Below are 22,088 nucleotides of genomic sequence, written 5' to 3' on the forward strand. Positions count from 1 at the left end.
CCGTGCGCGCTGGCCGGGGCGGCGTAGGGTCGAAACCATGCCGGAGAACCAGAACACCCAGAACGCCCAGACGGCTCAGGCCACCGACCAGATCCGCAGGAGCGACGAGGAGTGGCGCGCCCAGCTGTCCTCGGAGGAGTACGCCGTCCTCAGGCAGGCCGGCACCGAGCGCCCCTGGACCGGCGAGTACGTCGACACCAAGACCACCGGGGTGTACCGCTGCCGCGCCTGCGGGGCCGAACTGTTCCGCAGCGACACGAAGTTCGACAGCCACTGCGGGTGGCCGTCGTTCTGGTCGCCGATGGCCGGGGACAAGGTGCGACTGCTGGAGGACCGGTCGTTCGGCACGGTCCGCACCGAGGTGCGCTGCGCGCGGTGCGACTCCCACCTCGGGCACGTCTTCGAGGGCGAGGGCTACGGCACGCCCACCGACCAGCGCTTCTGCATCAACTCGGTGTCGCTGACCCTCGAGCCCGACGAGGCAGCCGGGACGGCCTGAGCCCGGACAGCCGCCGAGCCGGCAGCCCCGGGGCAGGCACTGGCCAGGCCCTGGGTCAACAAACGATGGTCGTGTTCCGGGCCGTCCCGCGGTTCGGTCAGTTGGTGGGGCGTTCGCCGGGAAGCACGGCCTGGATCTCCGCGGCGGCGGCGAGCGCCTCCTCCTGCGGTGGCTCGACGGCGCGTACGTCGGGAGGAAGCTCGCCGCCGAAGACCGGCCGTACCTCGAACGCCACGTCCAGGATCTGCTCCCGGGTGAAACCGCCGGACCGCAGTTTGTAGCACTCACCGGAGATCCGGCGGTACTCCGCCATGCGTTCCTTCCAGGCGGGGTTGGCCATCCGCTCCTCGTTGGCCTTCATCACCTCGACCAGCCGGTCGAGGGCGTTCTCCAGCCGAATCAACTGCGCCTTGCGTCGCTCGACGTCCATCGTCACCGGTGCCGCCGCCAGGTCGTCCCTGCCGCCGAACACCTTCCGCAGCCAGCTCACGCCCGCTCCTCTCCCCTGCTCCCCTGAGCCCTCACCGTAAGCAGCACCATCGCCGGGGATCGCCCGGTGCATCACCCGGCTTCACACGGCTTCACACGGCTTCACACGGCATCTCGCGGCTCCGTCACCGCACCAACCTTCACACACGTGCGCCCAGATGCGGGCCGACCCGCGTCGGCGGTCAGGGCAACAGGTCGACGATGTCCGCGATCGGCTTGCGCCGTCCCGCGAAGAACGGCACCTCCTCGCGGGTGTGCAGCCGAGCCTTCGCGCCCCGCAGGTGCCGCATCAGGTCGGTGATCCGGTGCAGCTCGTCCGCTTCGAAGGCGAGGATCCACTCGTAGTCGCCGAGCGCGAACGACGACACCGTGTTGGCGCGTACGTCGGGGTAGTCGCGGGCCATCATCCCGTGCTCGGCCAGCATCGCGCGGCGCTCCTCGTCGGGCAGGAGGTACCACTCGTAGGACCGGACGAACGGGTAGACGCTCACATAGCGCTTCGGCTCCTCGTCGGCGAGGAAGGCCGGAATGTGGCTCTTGTTGAACTCCGCCGGGCGGTGCAGGGCGAGCTGGGACCACACTGGGTCGAAGTGCCGGCCCAGGGCGGTACGCCGGAACCGGTTGTACGCCTCCTGCAGGTCGTCGGCGTCGGCGGCGTGCCACCAGATCAGCAGGTCGGCGTCAGCGCGCATCCCGGACACGTCGTAGGTGCCGCGGACCACCACGTCCTTGCCGGCCAGCTGCCCGAACAGGTCCTCGACCTCCGCGGCCAGCGTCCGGCCGTCGGCACCCAGCGCCTCGCGCAGCCGGAACACCGACCACATCGTGTACCGAATCGTCTGGTTCAGGTCACGTGCCTTCGGGCGCGCGGTGCCGGTCTCTTGTCGTGGTGCGCTCATATGGTCATTGTCCCCGCGGCGGGCAGGGCGGCGAGCACCTGGGTGGCGGCCGAACGGGCGCTCGCCACGCAGGCGGGGATGCCGAGGCCGTCGTAGGCGGCGCCGGCCACGGCCAGTCCGGGCTGGGCGGCGACGCCGGCGCGGATGCGCTCGACCCGCGCCCGGTGGCCGACGGCGTACTGCGGCAGGGCACCTCCCCAGCGCTGGACGAGGGTGTCGACCGGCTCGCCCGCGATCCCGGTGGCGGCGGCCAGGTCGTCGCGAGCGGCGGCGACCAGCTCCTCGTCGGACCGCTGCAGGTCGGCCTCCTCGCGGTGCCGGCCGATCGAGGCGCGGACGATCAACAGGCCGGGTGCCCGCTCCGCCAGCCAGCCCCACTTGCGGGAGGAGTACGTCGCCGCCTTGATCGACCGGCGCTCCACCGGTGGCACCAGGAAACCCGAGCCGGCCAGGTCGGCGGGTACGGCGGAATCCTGCTGTACCGGGTAGGCGAGCGCGATCGTGGCCATGCTGGCGTACTCGATCTCGGCGAGGTCGGCGGCCGCACCCGGCGCGACGGTTTCCAGCAGCCGGCTCGCCGGGCGGGCCGGGCAGGCCAGCACCACCGCGTCGGCGCGGACGGTGGCCGGGGCCCGGGTGGGGCCGGTGAGGAGTTCCCAGCCGGTGGCGTTGCGGGCGAGCGCGCGGACGGTGGTGTCCGTACGTACGACCGCTCCGGACGCTTCTGCCACCGCGGGGACCAACCGGCCGACGCCACCGTCCAGCCCGGCGAACACCGGCGCGTCGGAGGTGGGCGCGGCCGCCTTCGCGCGGGCGGCGGCGCGCACGAGCGAGGGGTCGCTACGCAGCTGGGCCGCGAGCTGCGGGACCGTCGCCTCCAGGGACAGCTCGTCGGCGTGGCCGGCGTACACCCCGCCCAGAAGCGGCTCGAGGAGCAGGTCGACGATCTCCCGGCCCAGCCGGCGTTCGACGTACTTCCCGATCGCCACATCGCCGGACAGCGGCGGCCCGGGCTCGTCGGGTTCGGCACCGATCCGGGCGATCGAGTCCGGACCGAGGATGCCGCCGTCGGCAACCGCCGACTCGTCGGCGGGGATGCCCATCACGGTGCCCGCCGGAAGGGGACGCAGGCCGCCGCGGGTCCACACCGACGCGGAGGTGGTGGCGGGATGGCGCAGCGCGTCGCCGAGTCCGACGGCGCGGGCGAGGTCGACCGCCTCCGGGCGCCGGTTGAGCATCGCCTCGGCTCCGGTGTCGACGGGGATCCCGGCGAGCTCGGCGGTGGCCAGCTTGCCGCCGATCCGGGGCGAGCCCTCCAGGATCGTCACCGTGAGGTCGGTGCGGCCGGCCTGGTGGAGGAACCACGCGGCGGCGGCACCCGCGATGCCGCCGCCGACGATCACGATCTCCCGCATACGCCCACCTTCGCAGACCTGGCGCGGGCAACCTTGCCCGGCCCGTGCGCGTCGGGACAGCACCCACCGGGTGATCACGCCGTACTCACTCCGTATGCCAGGCCGCCCGCCGGGTAGCGCGATCATCCCTGCTCGTCCCCCGCGGAGGTCCACCATGACCGGCCCAGAAACCCGCCGTACGACCCACCCGAACGGCCCGGCCACTCTGATCCGGCCGATGACCCAGCCGGCCCGCTCCGCCCGTTCCATCTGGTTCGCCCGTCCGCGTGGACTCCTGCTGGCCGCCGTCGTCGTCCTGGCCCTGGCCGGGTGCGCCGGCCAGGGCGCCGAGCGTGCGTCAAGCGGTGGGTCGGCGGGTGGTGCGTCGGCGAGCAAGGCGGATCCCGCCGTCGCACCGAACTCCGCCGGGCAGGCGGACGAAAGAGCCGCCGCCGAACCCGGCGCGAAGGCCGGCGGCGCCAAGGCGCAACCGGCCGGGGTGGAGCTGAGCGAGCTCCGCCGGTCCATCGTCCGGACCGCCACCCTGGGTATCCGTACCAAGGACGCACGGGCAGCGGCCCGCCGCGCCGCCTCCCTCGCCGAGGGAGCGGGTGGGTACGTCGCAAGCCAGGAGAGCAACTCCGACGAGGTCGTGCCCGGGTCGGACAGCCCGGGCAACTCGAACACGTCGAAGGCGTCGGCTACCGGGGTCAGCCTGGTGCTGCGAGTGCCCGTAGCGGACTTCGACCGGGTCGTCAGCGCGCTCCGCGAACTGGGCACCGTACGCACCGACTCCCAGCAGGCCACCGACGTCACCGACCAGGTGGTCGACGTGGGCAGCCGGGTGAAGAGCCAGCAGCGGAGCATCGACCGGTTGCGCACGCTGCTCGGTCAGGCGAAGACCGTCGGTGAGGTGATGCAGGTGGAGACCGAGCTCGCCTCTCGCGAAGCCGAGCTGGAGTCGCTGCAGGCGCGGGCCGCGGCCCTCGACGGCCAGGCCACCCTGGCGACGATCCGGGTCGACCTCGAGACCCCGCCGGCGGCGGGCACCGGCGAATCCGAGCACGCGGGGACCGGCTTCCTCGCCGGGCTGCGTTCGGGCTGGTCGGCATTCGCCGCCACCGGGCAGGCGGTGCTGACCGCGCTCGGCGCGGCGACGCCGTTCCTCGTCGTCCTCGGCCTGTGCCTCCTGGTCGGCGTACCCCTGCGGCGCCGGCTGCGGGCAAGGTCCACCCGCCCGGCCGCGCCGGTGGAGCCGACGCCTCCGCCGGCCGGCTCGTAAGGGACGTGTCCTGAGCGGTGATCCGGCGGCGGCCGGCGGCGCTCAGCCGCGGGCGGACTCGGTGTGCACGAAGTCGACCAGCCGGGCCAGGACGTCCGGGTCGGTCTTGGGCAGGACGCCGTGCCCGAGGTTGAAGATGTGCCCGGGTGCCTTCTGCCCGGCGGTCAGGATGTCGGCCGCCTTCTCCGCGACGATCTCCCACGGCGCGAACACCAGCGACGGGTCGAGGTTGCCCTGGACCGGCCGGCCGTCGACCCGGTCGATGCCGGCGGCCAGTGGCACCCGCCAGTCGACCCCCACGACGTCCGCCCCGGCCGCCGCCATCGCGCCCAGCAGCTCGCCGGTGCCCACGCCGAAGTGGATGCGGGGTACGCCGAGGGTGCCCACCTCCGCCAGCACGGCCTCGGAGTGCGGCCGGACGAAGCGGTCATAGTCGTCGGGGGCCAGGCTGCCCGCCCAGGAGTCGAACAACTGCACCGCGGACGCGCCCGCCTCGACCTGGATGCGCAGGAAGCCCGCCGCGATCCTCGCCAGCCGTCCGAGCAGCTCGTGCCAGACCTCCGGCCGGCCGTACATCAGCGCCTTCGTCGCGGCGTGGTCCTTGCTGGGGCCGCCCTCCACGAGGTAGGACGCCAGCGTGAACGGCGCGCCGGCGAACCCGATCAGCGGCGTGCCGCCAAGCTCGGCGGTGAGCCCACGGACCGACTCGGTGACGTACGGAACGTCGCCGGGCTCGATCGGCCGCAGCGGCGCCAGGTCGGCGAGCGAGCGCATGGGTTCGGCGACCACCGGCCCGACCCCCGGCACGATGTCGAGGTCCACGCCGATCGCCTTCAGCGGCACCATGATGTCGGAGTAGAAGATCGCCGCGTCCACGCCGTAACGGCGGACCGGCTGCATGGTGATTTCCACCACCTGCTCGGGCCGGGTGCACGACTCGAGCATCGGGGTGCCCTCGCGCAACGCGCGGTACTCAGGCAGGGAACGCCCCGCCTGGCGCATGAACCACACCGGGGTGTGCGGGACAGGCTCGCCACGGCAGGCGCGCAGGAACGCCGAGTCCGCGAGGTCGGCGCTCGTTGGTGTGGGGCTGGTCCGTACGGTGCTGGTGTCCACAGTTTCGAAGCGTAGGCCGTCGCTGCGACAGGCCGGACGGCGCCGCCGCTGCGCCGTACTCCCCCGCGAAGAAGTGGTTCGCACGTTTCTTTCAGGACATGTCCCTTTATCGCCGGGATTCTCGGCGCGTCGGTCCCCAGCGCGTGGGGGTGGGCCGACGTAGGCTCTCCCGCGTGGCTGCGCGTACGGATTCGAACGCCCCGCCCGAGATTTTCCAACGGGCGCTGAGCGAGATACGTGCCGCACCCTTCCGGCCCGAGATCATTGCCGAGGAGGTGCCGGCACCTCAGCGAGTCGCGCCCTTCGCAGCCGCGATCAGCGCCGATGTCGTGGTGGACGACCTGGATCTGGCCAGCGGCCGGCTCGTTCTGCTCCACCACCCCGAGGGCCACGACGCCTGGAACGGTACCTTCCGGTGTGTGGCGTACGTCCGCGCGGAGATCGAGGCCGAGATGGTCACCGACCCACTCCTGGGCGGCGTCGGGTGGTCCTGGCTGGTGGAGGCGCTCGACGCCGAGGATGCCGACTTCACCGCGCCCAGCGGCACCGTCACCCGAGTCGCCTCGGAAAGCTTCGGCGGGATGGCCGACGAGCCGGCGCGTGCCGAGCTGGAGATCCGAGCCTCCTGGACACCCGTGGACGACGCTCTCGGCCGGCACGCGCTCGCCTGGGGCCGACTGCTGTGCACCTCGGCCGGCCTGCCGACGGTCCCGGCCGGTGTCGTCCCCATCCCCGGCCGGCGGGTGAGGAGCCGGTGACAGACCAGGCCCCCTCGTTCGGACCCGCGAAGGGTGCACCTGTTCCGCTGCTGAAGCCCCATGACGGACTGCCACCGGTCGTCGACGGTCCGGAGGCGCTCGCCGCCACCGTGGAGGCGTTCGCCGCCGGGTACGGACCGGTCGCCGTGGACGCCGAGCGGGCCTCCGGCTACCGCTACTCCCACCGTGCCTACCTCGTTCAGCTTCGCCGCGCGGGCTCGGGCACCGCGCTGATCGACCCCGTTCGCTGCCCGGACCTGGGCGACCTCGACGCGGCCCTCGCCGACACCGAGTGGGTTCTGCACGCGGCCAGCCAGGACCTCCCCTGCCTGGCCGAGCTGGGCTTCCGGCCACGCACGCTGTTCGACACCGAACTCGCCGGCCGGCTGCTGTCCTACCCCAAGGTCGGTCTGGGCGCGCTGGTCGAGGAGCTGCTCGGCTTCACGCTGGAGAAGGGCCACTCCGCGGTCGACTGGTCGACCCGGCCGCTGCCCGAACCCTGGCTGGTCTACGCCGCTCTGGACGTCGAACTCCTGGTGGAGCTGCGCGACGTGCTGGCCGACGCGCTGGACTCGGCCGGCAAGCTCGAGTGGGCCACGCAGGAGTTCGACGCGCTCGTCGGCCACGAGCCGCGGGAGACCCGCCGCGACCCGTGGCGGCGAACCTCCGGCATCCACCGGATCCGCAACCGCCGTGACCTGGCGTACGTCCGCGCGTTGTGGACGGCGCGCGACGAGACCGCCCGCCGGCGCGACATCTCCCCCGGTCGGGTGCTGAGCGACCTCGCCATCATCACGGCGGCGAGCACCAAGCCGACCAGCCGCGCCCAACTGGCAGCGCTTGGGCCGTTCGAGAACCGCGCCGCCCGCCGTGACCTCGACCTGTGGTGGTCGGCGGTGCGGCGTGCTCGCGAACTGGACGACGAGGAACTGCCCGAGCACACCATGCCCTACGACGGACCGCCGCCGGCCCGCGCGTGGGCCGACCGGGACCCGTCCGCGGCCGCGCGGCTGGCCGCCTGCCGGACGAGCCTGCACGCGATCGCCGACCAGTGCGAGTTGCCGGTGGAGAACCTCCTCGCACCCGACTCCGTACGCCGGCTCGCCTGGGATCCGCCCGCCGAACCCACGGCGGAGGCGGTGGCCCAGGCGTTGCGCGAGCGGAGCGCACGCGACTGGCAGGTCGAGCTCACCGCGGGCGCACTGGCGCTGGCGCTCGCCGACCACCTGCTCGACCCAGCCTGACCCCGCCCTACCTCCCGGCACGACCCACCTGACCACCGGCACGACGCGGCGGCCGCGGCCTGTCGGCGCGGGCTTCTATGCTCCGCGACGTGAACCCAGCGTCGTCGAAGACCCGAGCGCAGACGTCCGGTAGGCCCGAACCCGACCGGCGCCTGGTCGAGGCCGTGCGCGCGGGCCTGGCCGCGGCCGGTGACCCCGAGCGCGCGGAGCGGATGCAGGCGTACATGAAGTCGGCGATGCCGTTCCGGGGCGTGCCGGCGCCGGCCCTGAAGCAGGTCTGCCGAGAGGTGCTGCCCGAGCATCCCGTCGGGGACCGGGCCTCCTGGGCGGCCACCGTCCGCACCCTGTGGGACGACGCGGCGTTCCGCGAGGAGCGCTACGCCGCGCTGGCCCTGACCGGGCACCGCGCCTACCGCCGCTGGCAGGACACCGGCACGCTGGCTCTCTACGAGCATCTCGCGGTGACCGGCGCCTGGTGGGACTACGTCGACGAGATCGCCGCCAACCGCGTCGGCCCGATCCTGGCCGGTGATCCCGCGGCCGTCGCTCCGGTCCTGCTCGACTGGGCGGCAGGTGAGGACATCTGGCTGCGCCGGGTCGCGATCCTGGCTCAGCTGAAGGCGAAGGGCACCACCGACACGGCCCTACTGCGGGCATGCCTGAGCCCGAGCCTGGGCCAGTCGGAGTTCTTTCTGCGCAAGGCGATCGGGTGGGCGCTGCGCGAGTATGCCCGGACCGACCCCACCTGGGTGCTTGCCTACGTCGCCGAGCAGGAGGACCGGCTCGCCCCGCTTTCGCGCCGGGAGGCACTGAAGCACCTTCCTTCCCAAGACGTGAACAGCTCGGGCGGCGGCGCGGAACGCAGGAGTTGACCCGGATGCCGCGCGTTCTTGTTACCAGTGAGTAGCATCAGAGTTGTCAGGCATCCGCGCCGGCAGTCCAGCGAGCCGGCCCGCCAGGCAACCCAGCAGGCAGGCAACCCAGTCAGGCACCCCCCGACGGTCCGACGACGAGGAGAGCGACGTGCCCCGTGAGCTCCGTGACGTGGTCTTCGTGGACGGCGTCCGTACGCCGTTCGGCAAGGCGGGCGGCATGTACGCCGAGACCCGCGCCGACGACCTGGTGATCAAGTGCATCCGCGAGCTGCTGCGCCGCAACGCGAGCCTGCCCGCCGAGCGGGTCGACGACGTCGCCATCGCCGCCACCACCCAGACCGGTGACCAGGGCCTGACCATCGGGCGTACCGCCGCCCTGCTGGCCGGGCTGCCCAAGACCGTTCCCGGCTTCGCGGTCGACCGGATGTGCGCGGGCGCGATGACCGCGGTGACCACCACCGCGTCCGGCATCGCCTTCGGCGCCTACGACGTCGTGATCGCCGGCGGGGTCGAGCACATGGGCCACCACCCGATGGGCGAGGGAGTCGACCCCAACCCGCGGATCATCTCCGAGAAGCTGGTCGACCCGTCCGCGCTGGTGATGGGCCAGACGGCGGAGAACCTCCACGACCGCTTCCCCGGCATCACCAAGGAACGCGCCGACGCCTACGCCGCGGCCAGCCAGCGCAAGCTGGCCAAGGCGTACGCCGACAACACCATCCAGCCCGACCTCGTGCCGATCGCGACACGCAGCAGCGAGGAGGGCTGGGGTCTGGCCACGGTCGACGAGCCGCCCCGCCCGGACACCACCGTCGAGGGGCTCGCCCAGCTGCGCACGCCGTTCCGTCCGCACGGCCGGGTGACGGCGGGCAACGCCGCCGGCCTCAACGACGGCGCCACCGCCTGCCTGCTGGCCTCGGAGGAGACCGCGAAGGAACTGGGCCTGACGCCGAAGATGCGGCTGGTCGCCTACTCCTTCGTGGGTGTGGAGCCGGAGGTGATGGGCGAGGGGCCCATCCCCGCCACCGAGAAGGTCCTCGCCCAGGCCGGCATGACGATGGACGACATCGGACTGATCGAGATCAACGAGGCGTTCGCCGTACAGGTGCTGGCGTTCTGTGACCACTTCGGCCTGCGTGAGGACGACCCGCGGCTCAACCCCTACGGCGGCGCGATCGCGGTCGGGCATCCGCTGGCATCCAGCGGGGTGCGGCTGATGCTGCAGCTGGCCAGGGAGTTCGAGGACCGTTCGGACGTGCGCTACGGCCTGACCACGCTGTGCGTCGGCATCGGCATGGGCGGCAGCGTCATCTGGGAGAACCCCCACTGGCAGGGCGCCGCGTGAGCGGGCACCACGACCGAAGCGCTTCAGGAGGCACCGTGACCAGCCCGACCACCCTGACCCGAGACTTCGCCGACGTCTTCCCCGACGAGGTGGTAACGCACGCGCACGTACGTGACGTCGACCTTCCGTACGGCGCCGGAACGATGGCGTTGATCACCCTCGACAACGGCCTCGACCACACCCGGCCCAACTCGTTCGGGCCGAAGGGGCTGGCCGAGCTGGACGCGGCCATCGAGTCCGCCCTCGCCCGCGAGGACGTCGCGGCGGTCGGCATCACCGGCAAGCCGTTCATCCTCGCCGCCGGCGCCGACATCAGCGGCATGCCCCGGATCACCCGGCACGAGCAGGCCAAGGAGATCGCGCGGTACGGACACGAGGTGTTCGGCAAGCTCGACGACGGCCGCAAGCCGTCGTTCGGGTTCGTCAACGGCCTGGCCATCGGCGGCGGACTGGAGGTAGCACTCAACTGCACCTACCGCACGGTCATCGCCACCGCGCCGGCGGTGGCGTTCAGCGAGTGCTTCCTCGGCATCCTGCCCGGCTGGGGCGGCACCTGGCTGCTGCCCAACCTCGTCGGCGCCGACCGCGCGGTGAAGGTGATCGTCGAGAACGCCCTGAACAACAACCGCATGCTGCGTGGGCCGCAGGTGCAGCCGCTCGGCATCGCCGACGCGACGTTCGAGGGCGCCGACTTCCTGGAACGCTCCCTCGACTGGGCCGGGCAGGTGCTCACCGGACGGACTCAGGTGGAGCGGGCGCCGGTGGACCGCGGCGAAGCGTGGGACGCGGCCGTGGCCCGTGGCCGCGCGTTCGTCGATGCCAAGCTGCACGGCGCCGCACCGGCGGCACAGCGCGCGCTGGACATCATCGCGGCGGCGAAGACCTGTTCCAAGGAAGAGGGTTTCGCCCTGGAGAACGACGCCCTGGCCGACCTGCTGATGAGCGAGGAGCTCCGGTCGGGGCTGTATGCGTTCGACCTGGTGCAGCGGCGGGCGAAGAAGCCCGTCGGTGTCCCCGACAAGTCGCTGGCCCGGCCGGTGACGAAGGTCGGCATCGTCGGGGCGGGACTGATGGCCGGCCAGTTGGCGTTGCTGTTCGCCCGCCGGCTGCTGGTCCCCGTGGTGCTCACCGACATCGACGACGAGCGGGTCGAGAAGGGCCTGTCGTACGTCCGCGGCGAGGTGGACAAGCTGGCCGCCAAGGGCCGGGTGAGCGGTGACCAGGCCAACCGGATCAAGGCACTGGTCACCGGATCCACCGACAAGAACGTCTACGCCGACTGCGACTTCGTGCTCGAGGCCGTCTTCGAGGAGATGAAGGTCAAGCAGCAGGTCTTCGCCGAGCTGGAGGGGATCGTCTCCCCCGAGTGCGTGCTGGCCACCAACACCTCGTCGTTGTCGGTCACCACGATGGCGAGCAAGCTGGCCCATCCCGAACGCGTGGTGGGATTCCACTTCTTCAACCCGGTGGCGATCCTGCCGCTTCTGGAGGTCGTCCGCGGACAGCGCACCGACGACGCCGGCCTGGCCACGGCGTTCGCCACCGCCAAGGGCCTGAAGAAGAACGCGATCCTGGTCAAGGACGCGCCGGCGTTCGTCGTCAACCGCATCCTGACAAGGTTCATGGGCGAGGTCACCCGCTGCGTCGACGAGGGAACGCCGGTAGAGGTAGCGGACCACGCGGTGCTCCCGCTCGGCCTGCCGATGACGCCGTTCGTCCTGCTGCAACTTGTCGGGCCGGCTGTTGGCCTGCACGTCGCCGAGACGCTGCACGAGGCGTTCCCCGACCGGTTCTACGTCTCCCCCAACCTGCAGCGGCTGGTCGCGGCGAACAAACCCGGCCTGTGGTCGTGGGACGCCCAGGGCAAGCCGTTCCTCGACGACGACACCCGCGCCCTGCTGGAGCAGGGTGACCAGCCCTCCACCGCCGAGCAGGTGCGCGAGCGCGTGATGGCGGCGGTCGCCGACGAGGTACGCCGACTGCTGGACGACGACGTGGTAGCCGACGCACCCGACGTCGACCTGGCGATGATCCTCGGCGCGGGCTGGCCGTTCCACCTGGGCGGCATCACGCCCTACCTCGACCGCAGCGGGATCGCCGAGCGAGTCACCGGGCGGCGGTTCCTGCCGGTCGGAGCCGCCAGTCTGCCGGGCTGACCGCCGTACGACTCGGCCGCCCGAACCGGTCGCACGACCTGACCGACCAGTCGACGAGACCCACGACACGAGGCGACGCGGGCCGCACCGATCGGTGTGACTCGCGCCGCCTTGCCGGTCCCGGGGCAGGACTCCCTACGCCGCGGCGGTCCGCTACGGTCCGAGCGTGCCGGACTTTCGAACCTCGCAGGTCATCCTGTTCAGCGAGGACGTTTCGCGGGCCGTGGCCTTCTACGCCGGCCTGGGATTTCGCGAGACGTTCCGTGTTCCCACCGACGGGGATCCAATCCACGTGGACCTGGTTCTCGACGGGTACCGGCTCGGGATCGCCGCTGTCTCGTCGGTGCGCGACGACCACGGACTCGACCCCGTTCCCAGCGGTCAGCGGGCGGCCGTCGTCCTGTGGACCGACGACACACCCGCCGCCCTCGCGCGGATCACCGCGACGGGAGCTCCGGTGATCGCCCGGCCACACGAGTGGCTCGGCCGGTTGCTGATCGCGTGGACCGCCGATCCCGACGGCAACCCGATCCAGCTGGCCCAGCACCTCTGACCGCATTCTTCCGCGGAAGAATCGTGGCTGGCCGAGGACGCGCGGCCGACTGACTGCCCGAGGCAGACAGAGCGCGGAGCCGCGCCGGGCTCCAGGGATTCTTCTGCGGAAGAATTGACGGGCCGGGCGTAGTGCAGAGGTACCCGCACGACGCCCGGCCGACGACAGCGTCTTCCGCGCTCTGGTCGAAGACAGCCCCGCTCGAAGGCAGCCGAAGCTAGCTTCGACCGGCGCGGCCCGGCTGGTCTCCCGCCTCGACGTTGCCGGTCACCAGGCGGGACCGCCGACGGCCGTACGCGAAGTAGATGACCAGGCCGACCGCCATCCACACCAGGAACCGCAGCCAGGTCTCCACCGCGAGGTTGAGCATGAGGTAGAAGCACACCACCGCCGAGACGATCGGCAGCACCGGCACCAGCGGCGTGCGGAAGCCGCGCTTCAGGTCGGGCCGCGACTTGCGCAGCACGAGCACACCGATGCTGACCAGGATGAATGCCGCCAGCGTCCCGACGTTGACGAGTTCGGCAAGCACGTCGATCGAGGTGAAGGCCGCGAGCAGCGCCGCCGCCACGCCGACCACGATGGTGACGACGTGGGGCGTACGGAACTTCGGGTGCACCTTGGCGAACACCGGCGGGAGCAGGCCGTCACGGGCCATCGCGAACGCCACCCGGCTCTGCCCGAGCAGCAGGATCATCACCACGACGATGATGCCGACGGCGGCGCCGATGGAGATGATCCTGGCCAGCGCGGGGTGCCCGGCGTGGGACATCGCGGTGGCCAGCGGCGCGGCGTCGGCGGGGTCGATCTTCTTGTAGCTCTGGATGCCGGTCACCACCAGGCTGACAGTGACGTACAGGACGGTGCAGATCGCCAGCGAGGCGATGATCCCGATCGGCAGGTTGCGCTGCGGCTTGCGGGTCTCCTCCGCGGTGGTCGCCACCACGTCGAACCCGATGAACGCGAAGAACACGACCGCGGCGCCGCTCATCACACCGGCCCAGCCGAACGACCCAGGCTGCATACCGAACAACACCTGAACCAGCGGCTCGGTGAGGCTGCCGCCCCCGCCCTTGGTGGGCTGGCTCGGCGGAACGAACGGCGTGAGGTTGGCGGCCTTGACGAAGAAGATGCCGGCCAGCACGAACAGCAGGGCGACGCCGACCTTGATCGCGACGGCGACCTGGTTGATCCGGCTGGACAGCTTGATACCGAGGACGAGCACCGCGGTCAGGGCCAGGACGAGCAGCCCGGCCGGGAGGTTCATGAACCCGTCCTTGGTGTTGGCCACCGCCGCGGGTATCTGCAGCGGCGTGCCCTGCAGCGCGCTCGCGAGGTAACCCGACCAGCCGCTGGACACCGCCGCGGCGCCGACGAAGAACTCCAGGATGAGGTCCCAGCCGATGATCCACGCGATCAGCTCGCCGAGCGTGGCGTAGGAGAAGGTGTACGCCGAACCGGCCACCGGGACGGTCGAGGCGAACTCCGCGTAACACAGGGCGGCGAGTCCGCAGGCCACCGCAGCGATCACGAACGACAGCGCCACCGCCGGACCGGCGTACGTCGCCGCGGCCGTGCCGGTGAGCACGAACAAACCGCCGCCGATCGTGACACCGACACCGAACACGGTGAGGTCGAGCGCACCGAGGTTCTTCCTCAGCCGGTGCTCCGGCGCCTCGGTGTCGGAGATGGCCTTTTCGACCGGCTTGGTGCGCATGACCGACATCGATCGGCGCGGGTCCTGAGAATTCATCGGACCAACGTAGAGGACCGGATCCCGGTCGGCCAGCGGGGTCGGCGGCCGGCTTCGTCGCAGGTCAGCGAGCTGTACGAATGGTCAACCGCGTGACACCGCTCCGTGATCGTCCGTCACCAGAGCGGCGTCGTCGGCCTGGGCCATCCGCTCGACGATGTCGCGGGCAAGGTCCTGTGCGCCGAGCCCCATCTCGGCCAGCAGCTGGGGCCGCTTGTCGTGGTCGAGGAACCGCTGGGCGATGCCCGCGACATGCAGCGGCGTGCTCACCCGGGCGTCGGACAGGGCCAGCCCGAGGGCCGCGCCGCATCCGCCGACCCGGCCGCTGTCCTCCAGCGACACCACCAGCCGGTGCGTGCGGGCGAGGTCCACCAGGGCGGGGTTGACCGGCTTCACCCAGCGGGGGTCGACGACGGTGACGCCGATGCCCTGGCCGGTGAGCCGGGCGGCCACCTCGACTCCGGTGGCGGCCATCGAGCCGACGCAGACGAGCAGGACGTCGGTGGCACCCTCGCGGACCAGGACGTCGACGCCGTCCCGGCGTTCGAGGGCGGGCAGGTCGTCGGGCAGCGCGCCCTTGGGGAACCGCAGCACCGTCGGGGCGTCGTCGACCGCGACCGCCTCCCGGAGCAGCTCGCGCAGCCGGGCACCGTCCCGTGGGGCGGCCAGCCGCAGGCCGGGCACGACCTGCAGGATCGACATGTCCCACATGCCGTTGTGGCTCGGGCCGTCCTCGCCGGTCACGCCGGCCCGGTCGAGCACGAACGTCGCGCCGCATCCGTGCAGGGCGACGTCCATCAGCATCTGGTCGAACGCGCGGTTGAGGAACGTGGAGTAGATCGCCACCACCGGGTGCATTCCGCCCATCGCCAGGCCGGCCGCCGACGTCACCGCGTGCTGCTCGGCGATACCCACGTCGAAGGAGCGCTCGGGGAACTCGCGGGCGAACGCGTCCAGCCCGGTCGGGTGCCGCATGGCGGCGGTGATGGCAACGATGTCGGGACGATCCCGGCCGAGCTCGACCAGCTCGTCGCGGAAGACGTTGGTCCACTTGGCGCCCGGCGCGGCGACGGGAGTGCCGGTCAGCGGGTCGAAAGCGCCGGAGGGGCTGTGGAAGCAGTCGGCCTCGTCCTGCTCGGCGATGTCGTAGCCGTAGCCCTTGCGGGTCACGCAGTGCACGATGACCGGGCCGCCGAAGTTCCTGGCCTGTTCCAGGGCGTGCTCGACCAGCTCGCGGTCGTGGCCGTCGATGGGTCCGACGTACTTCATCCCGAGGTCCTCGAACAGCCCCTGCGGCGCCATCACGTCCTTGAGCCCGCGCTTGATGCCGTGCAGAACGTCGTACAGCGGTGGCCCGACCAGTGGGGTGCGGCTCAGTGAGCGCTTGACGAGGTCCAGCACGCGTTCGTAGCGGGGGTCGGTGCGCAGGGCGGTGAGGTGGTCGGCGATGCCGCCGACGGTCGGGGTGTAGGACCGGCCGTTGTCGTTGACGACGATGATCAGCGGGCGGTCCTTGGCGCCGGCGATGTTGTTCAGCGCCTCCCAGGCCATCCCGCCGGTCAGCGCGCCGTCGCCGATCACCGCGACGACGTGCCGGTCCTCACCGCGCAGCTGGTAGGCCTTCGCCAGCCCGTCGGCGTAGGACAGCGACGCCGAGGCGTGGGAGTTTTCGACCAGGTCGTGCTCGGACTCCGCCCGGCTGGGGTAGCCGGACAGGCCGCCCTTCTGCCGGAGCAGGTCGAACCCCTCCTGGCGGCCGGTGAGCATCTTGTGTACGTAGGCCTGGTGGCCGACGTCGAAGATGATCCGGTCCTTGGGTGACTCGAAGACGCGGTGCAGGGCGAGGGTGAGCTCGACGATGCCGAGGTTGGGGCCCAGGTGGCCGCCGGTGCGGGAGACCTTGGCCACCAGGAAGTCGCGGATCTCGCGGGCGAGGGTGGTGAGCTGCTCCTCGGACAGGGCGTTGAGGTCGGATGGTTCCCGTACCTTCTCGAGCACACCCATGCCAGCTCCCTCCCACGCGATTGGCCGACCGTCCGGCTGGGGTCGAGTCTAGAGTGCCGCACGGCCGACGGGTGGGACCTGGACTGGTGAGTAACGTACGCCACGCCCGGTTCGGCACCGGGGGTGACGGAGGCGACACGGTGGGACACTCCGGACCGGTCCCGCGGAATGCCCACGGAACGACGTTCCCCGAAGTCTCGCGACCCGGGCTACGCCGGACCGCCGACCGGCCTGCGGGCCGCGGCGCCGAAGTCGGTCGCGGGGTCACCGACCACGCGGTGGTGGACGTTGTCCAGCCCGGCCTCCGAACGAGCGGCGGGGTGGACCGAGTCGTCGCTGCCCGAGCCGTCCACCGGGGCGTCAGCGTCGTTCGCCTGGTCGTGCCGGCGCTGGAACTGCTCGACCGCGAGGACCAGGGCGCCGAGGACCTCCGCCCGCTCCCCCGTCAGCGCGGCCACCACCGGCGTCGACGCCACCGTGACCACGGCATACCGGGGCATCGCGGACCGCAGGGGCTCCAGCAGCAGATCACCGGCCGCCGCGAGGTCACCGCCCACCACCACCCGCTCGGGGTTGACGACGTTGCACAGGTTGGCCGCCACGAACCCGATGTGCCGGCCAGCGTCGGCGACCACCCGCTGGCAGCCTCCGTCGCCGGCCAGCGCGCAGGTGACCAGCTGTTCCACCGTGCGTACGTCGGGGTGGCTGTGCCGGATGAGTTCCAGGAGGTACGGCGCGCCCACCATCGTCTCCAGGCAGCCGCGGTTGCCGCAGGAGCAGACCGGCCCCATCTCGTCGATGGTGAGGTGGCCGATCTCGCCCGCGGAGCCGGCGAACCCGCGGTAGACGTTCCCGGCCACCACCAGTCCCGCGCCCAGGCCGGTGGCCGCCTTGATGTAGGCGAGGTCGGAGACGCCACGCCCGGCGCCGAAGTACAGCTCGCCGCGGGCACCCAGGTTGGCGTCGTTGTCGGCGTAGACCGGCGCGCCCAGCCGCTCGGCGAGGTGCCGGGCGGGGTCGATGGTCGCCCAGGTCGGCAGGATCGGCCACGCTGCCAGGGTGCCGCCGTCGGGCCCCATCGGCGCCGGCAGGCCGAGCCCGACCGCCCGGACGCCGCACCGGGTGGTGCCGATCTCCTCCAGCAGCTCGCCGACGAGCTTCTCCGCGACCGCCAGCGCCGACAACGCCGACGCGCCGACGTCGCACTCCACCCTGCGTTCGGCGCGTACGACGAACCGCAGGTCGGACACCGCCACCCGGATGTGCCGGTGGCCGAAGTCCAGCCCGACCACCAGGCCGCCGTCGGAACGGACGCGCACCTCCTGCGCCCGCCGGCCGCCCCGGATCCCCGGAGAGAGCTCGACCGCGTCCGCGTCGGCCAGCTGGTGCACGATGTTGGAGACCGAGGCCGGCGAGAGACCGGTGATCCGCGCGATCTCGGCCTGACTGAGTACGCCGTGTGCCCGGACCGCTGCCAGCACCCGACGTACGTTTGCCGCCCGAAGCGACGCCTGCGAACCAGGCCGGTGCGTCACGGGCCACAGACAACTATTCCGTCATCTGATCGTCAAGGGTTTACCAGCCGGAGACAGTTGCCGTAATCGGCACGTCATGTCGCCCTGTGTGCGCGGCGGTTCTGCGGTCCGGAGGTGGACAGGCCGTAATCTGTCCACCATGCCTACCTCCGCGTCGGGCTCCGCACCACGCTCCGCGTCCGCCACCGGCAGCTGCGTGTTCTGCGGGATCGTCGCCGACGGGTCGGCCGACCTGGTGCTGGACGAGGAGGACGTGGTGGCGTTCCTCGACGTACGACCGGTCTTCAAGGGGCACACGCTGGTGCTCCCCCGCGCGCACGTGGACACCCTGCTCGACCTGCCCGGTGACCTGCGCGACCCCTATCTCGAGGCGGTCCAGCGGGTCGCCCGGGCGATGGAGACCGGCCTCGGCGCGAAGGGGTCGTTCGTCGCCGTCAACAACCGGGTCAGCCAGAGCGTCCCGCACCTGCACACCCACGTGGTGCCGCGCACCAAGGGTGACGGTCTGCGGGGGTTCTTCTGGCCGCGGCACAGGTACGCCGACGAGGACGAGGCCAGGGCGTACGCCGCGAAGGTACGCGCGGCCCTGTGATCAGGAAGACCTTCTATGCTGCCTGGCGTGCGTCCGTCCCGACCCGCTGAGCGCCCGCCCGCCGGCGCGGGACCCGTGAGGTAGCCCCGGATGGCCCCTCGCAAGGATGCCAGGGCAGCGGTCCTGGCGACCTGGATCGCGCGCTTCCTGACCGCCGTGGCGGTCTTCTGTGTGGTCACCGCGCTGTTTCCGGGGCTACGGAGCGTGCTCGAACCCGTGCGCGACCTCATCGAGCTGACCACCATCGGCGCCCAGCCCAACCTCGCCTACGCGGCGTACCTCGGGATCCTCGCCGCCGCGGTCCGGCGCCGCAAGCGCATCGCCTGGTGGTTCCTCGTCCTGCTGCTGATCGTGCCGAACATGGTGTACGACGTCGCCGAGGTCGTGGTCCTGCACCACGGCCTGCTCAGCCTCGCCGTGCTGACGGCGGTGCTGGTGATCCTGATCCTCGCCCGGCCCGCGTTCGACGCCGAGGTCGCGCCGCGGGCCGGCTGGCGGGCGCTGGCCACGGTGGCGGTCGCCGTCGTGGTGGGGTTCGTGCTCGGGATGGCGGCGCTCACGCTCTTTCCGGGGCGGATCGCCTCCGCCGGGGCCCGGGCGCAGACCGCGCTGGTGTTCCTCACCGGCGGGACCAACGTCACCACGAACCGGTTCGACGTGTTCCGCGAGCTGCCCTCTCCCCCGCCCCTGCACGGGGTGACGGTCTTCCTCGGCCTGCTCGGCGCGGCCGTCCAGCTCGCCGGCGCCTGGGTGCTGTTCCGCCCGCGCCGCATGACGCTGTACCAGACACCGGACGACGACCGGCAGCTGCGCGGGCTGCTGACGACGTACGCCGATGACTCGCTGGGCTACTTCGCGACCCGCCACGACAAGTCGGCGATCTTCGCCCCCTCCGGCGCGGCGGCGGTCACCTACCGCGTGGTGGCCGGGGTCAGCCTGGCCTCCGGCGACCCGGTGGGTGACCCGCGGCAGTGGCCGGCGGCGATCCGCGCCTGGCTCGCCGAGGCCCGCCGCTACGCCTGGGCGCCGGCGGTGATGGGCACGACCGAGGCGGGCGCGCACGCCTACGCCGACGCGGGCCTGCACGTCCTCGAACTCGGTGACGAGGCCGTGCTGCGCGTGGCCGACTACGACCTGGCCGGGCGGCGGATGCGTGGCGTACGCCAGGCGGTGCAGCGGCTGGAGCGCCTGGGTTACACCTGCCGGATCCGGCGGCACGCCGACATCCCCGCCGACGAGCTCGCCGAGATCGGTTCGGACGCCGACCGGTGGCGGGGTACGCAGGGGGAACGCGGCTTCTCGATGGCGCTCGGTCGGCTCGGCGACCCGCGCGACGGCCGGTGCGTCCTGGTCGAGTGCCTGGACCGCCACGGCTACCGGCGCGCTCTGTTGTCGTTCGCGCCGTGGGGTCGCCGCGGCCTGTCCCTGGACCTGATGCGCCGCTCGGCCGCGGCGCCCAACGGCGTGGTCGAGCTGATGGTGTCCCGGCTGGTCGAGGCGGCGCGGGCGCTCGGCGTGGACCAGATCTCGCTCAACTTCGCGATCTTCCGCTCCGGCCTGGTGGAGGGTGCCGAGATCGGCGCCGGACCAGTGGCCCGGGTGTGGCGGCGAACGCTGCTGCTCGCCTCGCGCTGGTGGCAGATCGAGGCGTTGTACCGCGCGAACGCGAAGTTCGAGCCCGAGTGGGTGACGAGGTTCCTGTGCTACCCGAGGTCACGGGATATGCCCCGGATCGCGGTGGCGTCCGGGGTCGCGGAGGGGCTGGTGCCCGTACCCGTCTGGCCGGGCCGCCGGCTGCGCCGGGGCGGTGCGCGCGGGCTGGCGACGGAGGTGCCACAGCGGCCGGCCGCTACCGGGACCGGTGCCGTCGGGGCTGCCGGGGCCGTCCAGCCGCCGGCGATCGAGGGACCTGCCGGCGGAGGTGTCCAGCCCGGCGAGGAGCCGGCCGCCGACCTCGACCAGTTCGAGGCTCGCCGCGAACGCGCCCTGCCCGAACAGGAACGCGTCCGCCGGGACAAGCTGCGCCGGCTGCGTGCGGAAGGCGTCGACCCCTACCCCGTCGGCTATCCCCGGACGGCCTCCGCCGCCGACGTCGCCGCGGAGTTCGCCGGCCTCGCACGCGACACCTGGACGAACCGGCTGGTCGGTGTCACCGGCCGGGTGGTCGGCCTGCGTACGTTCGGCGGGCTGGGCTTCGCCACCGTCCGTGACGGCACCGGCGACCTGCAGGTCATGCTCGACCCGCGGCACCTGACCGACCCGGCGGCGCTCACCCGGTGGAAGCACGACGTCGACCTCGGCGACCACGTGGGCGTCACCGGCCACGTCGGCACCACCCGCTCCGGCGAGCTCACCGTCCGCGCGAGCGGCTGGGCGCTGACCGCGAAGTGCCTGCGCCCCCTCCCGGACAAGTGGCACGGCCGCACCGATCCCGAGGCGCGCGTACGCGAGCGCGCCGTCGACCTGGCCACCAGGCCGGACAGCCGGGTCCTCTTCGCGCACCGGCGGGCCGTGGTCGAGGCGGTCCGCGACACCCTGCGGGCCGGCGGGTACGAGGAGGTGGAGACACCCATGCTGCAGCCGGTGCACGGCGGCGCGAACGCCCGGCCGTTCAGCACCCACATCAACGCCTACGACCTGCCGCTCTACCTGCGGATCGCCCCGGAGCTGTACCTCAAGCGGCTGCTCGTCGGCGGGCTGGAGCAGGTCTTCGAGCTGAACCGCAACTTCCGCAACGAGGGCGCCGACGCGACGCACAACCCGGAGTTCACGATGCTGGAGGCCTACCAGGCGTACGGCGACTATCACTCCATGCGCCTGCTGGCCTGCGAGCTCGTCCGCTCCGCCTGCCGCGCGGTGCACGGCGGCACCGTGCTGACTCGTACCAACCCCGACCGAACCGACGGGACCACCATCGAGGTCGACCTCGCCCCGGAGTGGCCGGTGGTGAGCGTGCACGCCGCGGTGAGTGCCGCGCTCGGAGAGGAGGTGGATCCCGGCACCGACGCCGAGACGCTGCGCAGGTACGCCGCGCGGGCCAACGTCCACGTCGACGTGGCGGCCGGCCCCGGCGCGGCGGTCCTCGCGGTTTACGACGCGCTGGTGGAGCCGAAGACCGTAGGCCCGACGTTCTACACCGACTTCCCCACCGAGGTCTCACCCCTCACCCGGCAGCACCGCGACGACCCGCGGCTGGCCGAACGCTGGGACCTCGTGGTGTTCGGCGTCGAACTCGGCACGGCGTACTCCGAACTCGCCGACCCGGTGGAGCAACGCCGCCGGCTCACCGCCCAGTCGCTGCTGGCCGCCGGCGGCGACCCCGAGGCGATGCAGCTCGACGAGGACTTCCTGCGCACGCTGGAGTACGGAATGCCACCGGCCGGCGGCCTCGGTCTCGGCATCGACCGGCTGGTGATGACGCTGACCGGCCGGTCGATCCGGGAGACGCTGTTGTTCCCCTTGGTGCGTCCGCGCGGCGACGACAGGCCCTGAACCGTCCCCGGCAGATTTTCGTTCCCCACCGGCGGGCCGGATTGGGGTAGGTTGCTCAGTCGAAAGTCGCGGGGGCAGCCACACGGGGATCGGCACGACGCT

The 22,088-nt window shown here is 72.2% G+C and carries 17 protein-coding genes; 10 read left to right on the forward strand and 7 right to left on the reverse strand.

Annotated features, from left to right (window positions below; genetic code table 11):
* Positions 1-37: 37 nt before the first annotated feature.
* Complete coding sequence (gene msrB, locus F4554_RS16310; RefSeq protein WP_179788164.1) at positions 38-499, forward strand: peptide-methionine (R)-S-oxide reductase MsrB; 462 nt, start codon at positions 38-40, stop codon at positions 497-499.
* Positions 500-596: 97 nt separating this feature from the next.
* Here the strand turns inward: msrB and F4554_RS16315 are convergent, their stop codons facing one another.
* The 3 genes from F4554_RS16315 to hemG all read right to left on the reverse strand — a co-directional run bounded on the left by F4554_RS16315 (position 597) and on the right by hemG (position 3,302).
* The gene (locus F4554_RS16315; protein ID WP_179788165.1) at positions 597-989 is read right to left on the reverse strand and encodes a hypothetical protein; all 393 of its coding nucleotides are present in this window, start codon (positions 987-989) and stop codon (positions 597-599) included.
* Positions 990-1,170: 181 nt separating this feature from the next.
* Complete coding sequence (gene hemQ, locus F4554_RS16320) at positions 1,171-1,887, reverse strand: hydrogen peroxide-dependent heme synthase (protein ID WP_179788166.1); 717 nt, start codon at positions 1,885-1,887, stop codon at positions 1,171-1,173.
* Entirely contained in the window at positions 1,884-3,302 is a 1,419-nt protein-coding gene (gene hemG / locus F4554_RS16325; protein WP_179788167.1) for a protoporphyrinogen oxidase, read from the reverse strand. The genes hemQ and hemG overlap by 4 nt, the downstream gene beginning before the upstream one ends.
* Before the next feature lie 154 nt (positions 3,303-3,456).
* On the opposite strand from hemG, the gene F4554_RS16330 reads away from it, so the two are divergent.
* Positions 3,457-4,563 (forward strand): DUF4349 domain-containing protein, encoded by a 1,107-nt coding sequence (locus F4554_RS16330; protein WP_179788168.1) that lies wholly within the window; start codon positions 3,457-3,459, stop codon positions 4,561-4,563.
* Positions 4,564-4,605: 42 nt separating this feature from the next.
* Here the strand turns inward: F4554_RS16330 and hemE are convergent, their stop codons facing one another.
* Positions 4,606-5,679: a uroporphyrinogen decarboxylase gene (hemE, locus tag F4554_RS16335; protein WP_179788169.1), complete on the reverse strand. Its 1,074-nt coding sequence runs from the start codon at positions 5,677-5,679 to the stop codon at positions 4,606-4,608.
* A 173-nt stretch (positions 5,680-5,852) separates the two neighbouring features.
* Between hemE and F4554_RS16340 the strand changes: the two genes are divergently transcribed.
* From F4554_RS16340 to F4554_RS16365, 6 genes are all read left to right on the forward strand, one after another.
* Entirely contained in the window at positions 5,853-6,437 is a 585-nt protein-coding gene (locus F4554_RS16340) for a DUF3000 domain-containing protein (protein ID WP_337796067.1), read from the forward strand.
* Positions 6,434-7,681, forward strand: coding sequence for an HRDC domain-containing protein (locus F4554_RS16345; protein ID WP_179788171.1), 1,248 nt, complete (start codon positions 6,434-6,436; stop codon positions 7,679-7,681). Before F4554_RS16340 ends, F4554_RS16345 begins: the two co-directional genes overlap by 4 nt.
* A gap of 89 nt (positions 7,682-7,770) precedes the next feature.
* Positions 7,771-8,553, forward strand: coding sequence for a DNA alkylation repair protein (locus F4554_RS16350; RefSeq protein ID WP_337796068.1), 783 nt, complete (start codon positions 7,771-7,773; stop codon positions 8,551-8,553).
* A 151-nt stretch (positions 8,554-8,704) separates the two neighbouring features.
* The gene (locus F4554_RS16355; protein ID WP_179788173.1) at positions 8,705-9,901 is read left to right on the forward strand and encodes an acetyl-CoA C-acyltransferase; all 1,197 of its coding nucleotides are present in this window, start codon (positions 8,705-8,707) and stop codon (positions 9,899-9,901) included.
* 35 nt (positions 9,902-9,936) lie between these two features.
* Positions 9,937-12,057: a 3-hydroxyacyl-CoA dehydrogenase NAD-binding domain-containing protein gene (locus F4554_RS16360; protein ID WP_179788174.1), complete on the forward strand. Its 2,121-nt coding sequence runs from the start codon at positions 9,937-9,939 to the stop codon at positions 12,055-12,057.
* A gap of 166 nt (positions 12,058-12,223) precedes the next feature.
* On the forward strand, positions 12,224-12,610 hold the full coding sequence (locus F4554_RS16365; RefSeq protein ID WP_179788175.1) for a VOC family protein: 387 nt from the start codon (positions 12,224-12,226) through the stop codon (positions 12,608-12,610).
* Between the two features lie 217 nt (positions 12,611-12,827).
* Here F4554_RS16365 and F4554_RS16370 read toward each other — a convergent pair whose 3' ends face one another.
* The 3 genes from F4554_RS16370 to F4554_RS16380 form a co-directional block, all read right to left on the reverse strand.
* A complete protein-coding gene (locus F4554_RS16370; protein WP_337796069.1) occupies positions 12,828-14,363 on the reverse strand; it encodes an amino acid permease in 1,536 nt (511 codons plus the stop codon).
* Positions 14,364-14,447: 84 nt separating this feature from the next.
* Positions 14,448-16,367, reverse strand: a complete 1,920-nt coding sequence (gene dxs, locus F4554_RS16375) for a 1-deoxy-D-xylulose-5-phosphate synthase (RefSeq protein WP_179788176.1) — start codon at positions 16,365-16,367, stop codon at positions 14,448-14,450.
* A gap of 209 nt (positions 16,368-16,576) precedes the next feature.
* A complete protein-coding gene (locus F4554_RS16380; RefSeq protein ID WP_337796070.1) occupies positions 16,577-17,848 on the reverse strand; it encodes an ROK family transcriptional regulator in 1,272 nt (423 codons plus the stop codon).
* Between the two features lie 193 nt (positions 17,849-18,041).
* On the opposite strand from F4554_RS16380, the gene F4554_RS16385 reads away from it, so the two are divergent.
* Entirely contained in the window at positions 18,042-18,494 is a 453-nt protein-coding gene (locus tag F4554_RS16385; protein ID WP_179788178.1) for an HIT family protein, read from the forward strand.
* 90 nt (positions 18,495-18,584) lie between these two features.
* Complete coding sequence (gene lysX / locus F4554_RS16390) at positions 18,585-21,986, forward strand: bifunctional lysylphosphatidylglycerol synthetase/lysine--tRNA ligase LysX (protein WP_179788180.1); 3,402 nt, start codon at positions 18,585-18,587, stop codon at positions 21,984-21,986.
* Positions 21,987-22,088: the final 102 nt, after the last annotated feature.

It is taken from the genome of Actinopolymorpha rutila (assembly GCF_013407855.1).
Lineage (GTDB): Bacteria > Actinomycetota > Actinomycetes > Propionibacteriales > Actinopolymorphaceae > Actinopolymorpha > Actinopolymorpha rutila.

What these genes read in the sequence shown, in the direction of transcription:
- msrB (WP_179788164.1), top strand. Translation starts at nt 38, where the DNA reads ATGCCGGAGAACCAGAACACCCAGAACGCCCAGACGGCTCAGGCCACC.
- hemQ (WP_179788166.1), bottom strand. Translation starts at nt 1,887, where the DNA reads ATGAGCGCACCACGACAAGAGACCGGCACCGCGCGCCCGAAGGCACGT.
- hemG (WP_179788167.1), bottom strand. Translation starts at nt 3,302, where the DNA reads ATGCGGGAGATCGTGATCGTCGGCGGCGGCATCGCGGGTGCCGCCGCC.
- F4554_RS16330 (WP_179788168.1), top strand. Translation starts at nt 3,457, where the DNA reads ATGACCGGCCCAGAAACCCGCCGTACGACCCACCCGAACGGCCCGGCC.
- F4554_RS16370 (WP_337796069.1), bottom strand. Translation starts at nt 14,363, where the DNA reads ATGAATTCTCAGGACCCGCGCCGATCGATGTCGGTCATGCGCACCAAG.
- dxs (WP_179788176.1), bottom strand. Translation starts at nt 16,367, where the DNA reads ATGGGTGTGCTCGAGAAGGTACGGGAACCATCCGACCTCAACGCCCTG.
- F4554_RS16385 (WP_179788178.1), top strand. Translation starts at nt 18,042, where the DNA reads ATGCCTACCTCCGCGTCGGGCTCCGCACCACGCTCCGCGTCCGCCACC.
- lysX (WP_179788180.1), top strand. Translation starts at nt 18,585, where the DNA reads ATGGCCCCTCGCAAGGATGCCAGGGCAGCGGTCCTGGCGACCTGGATC.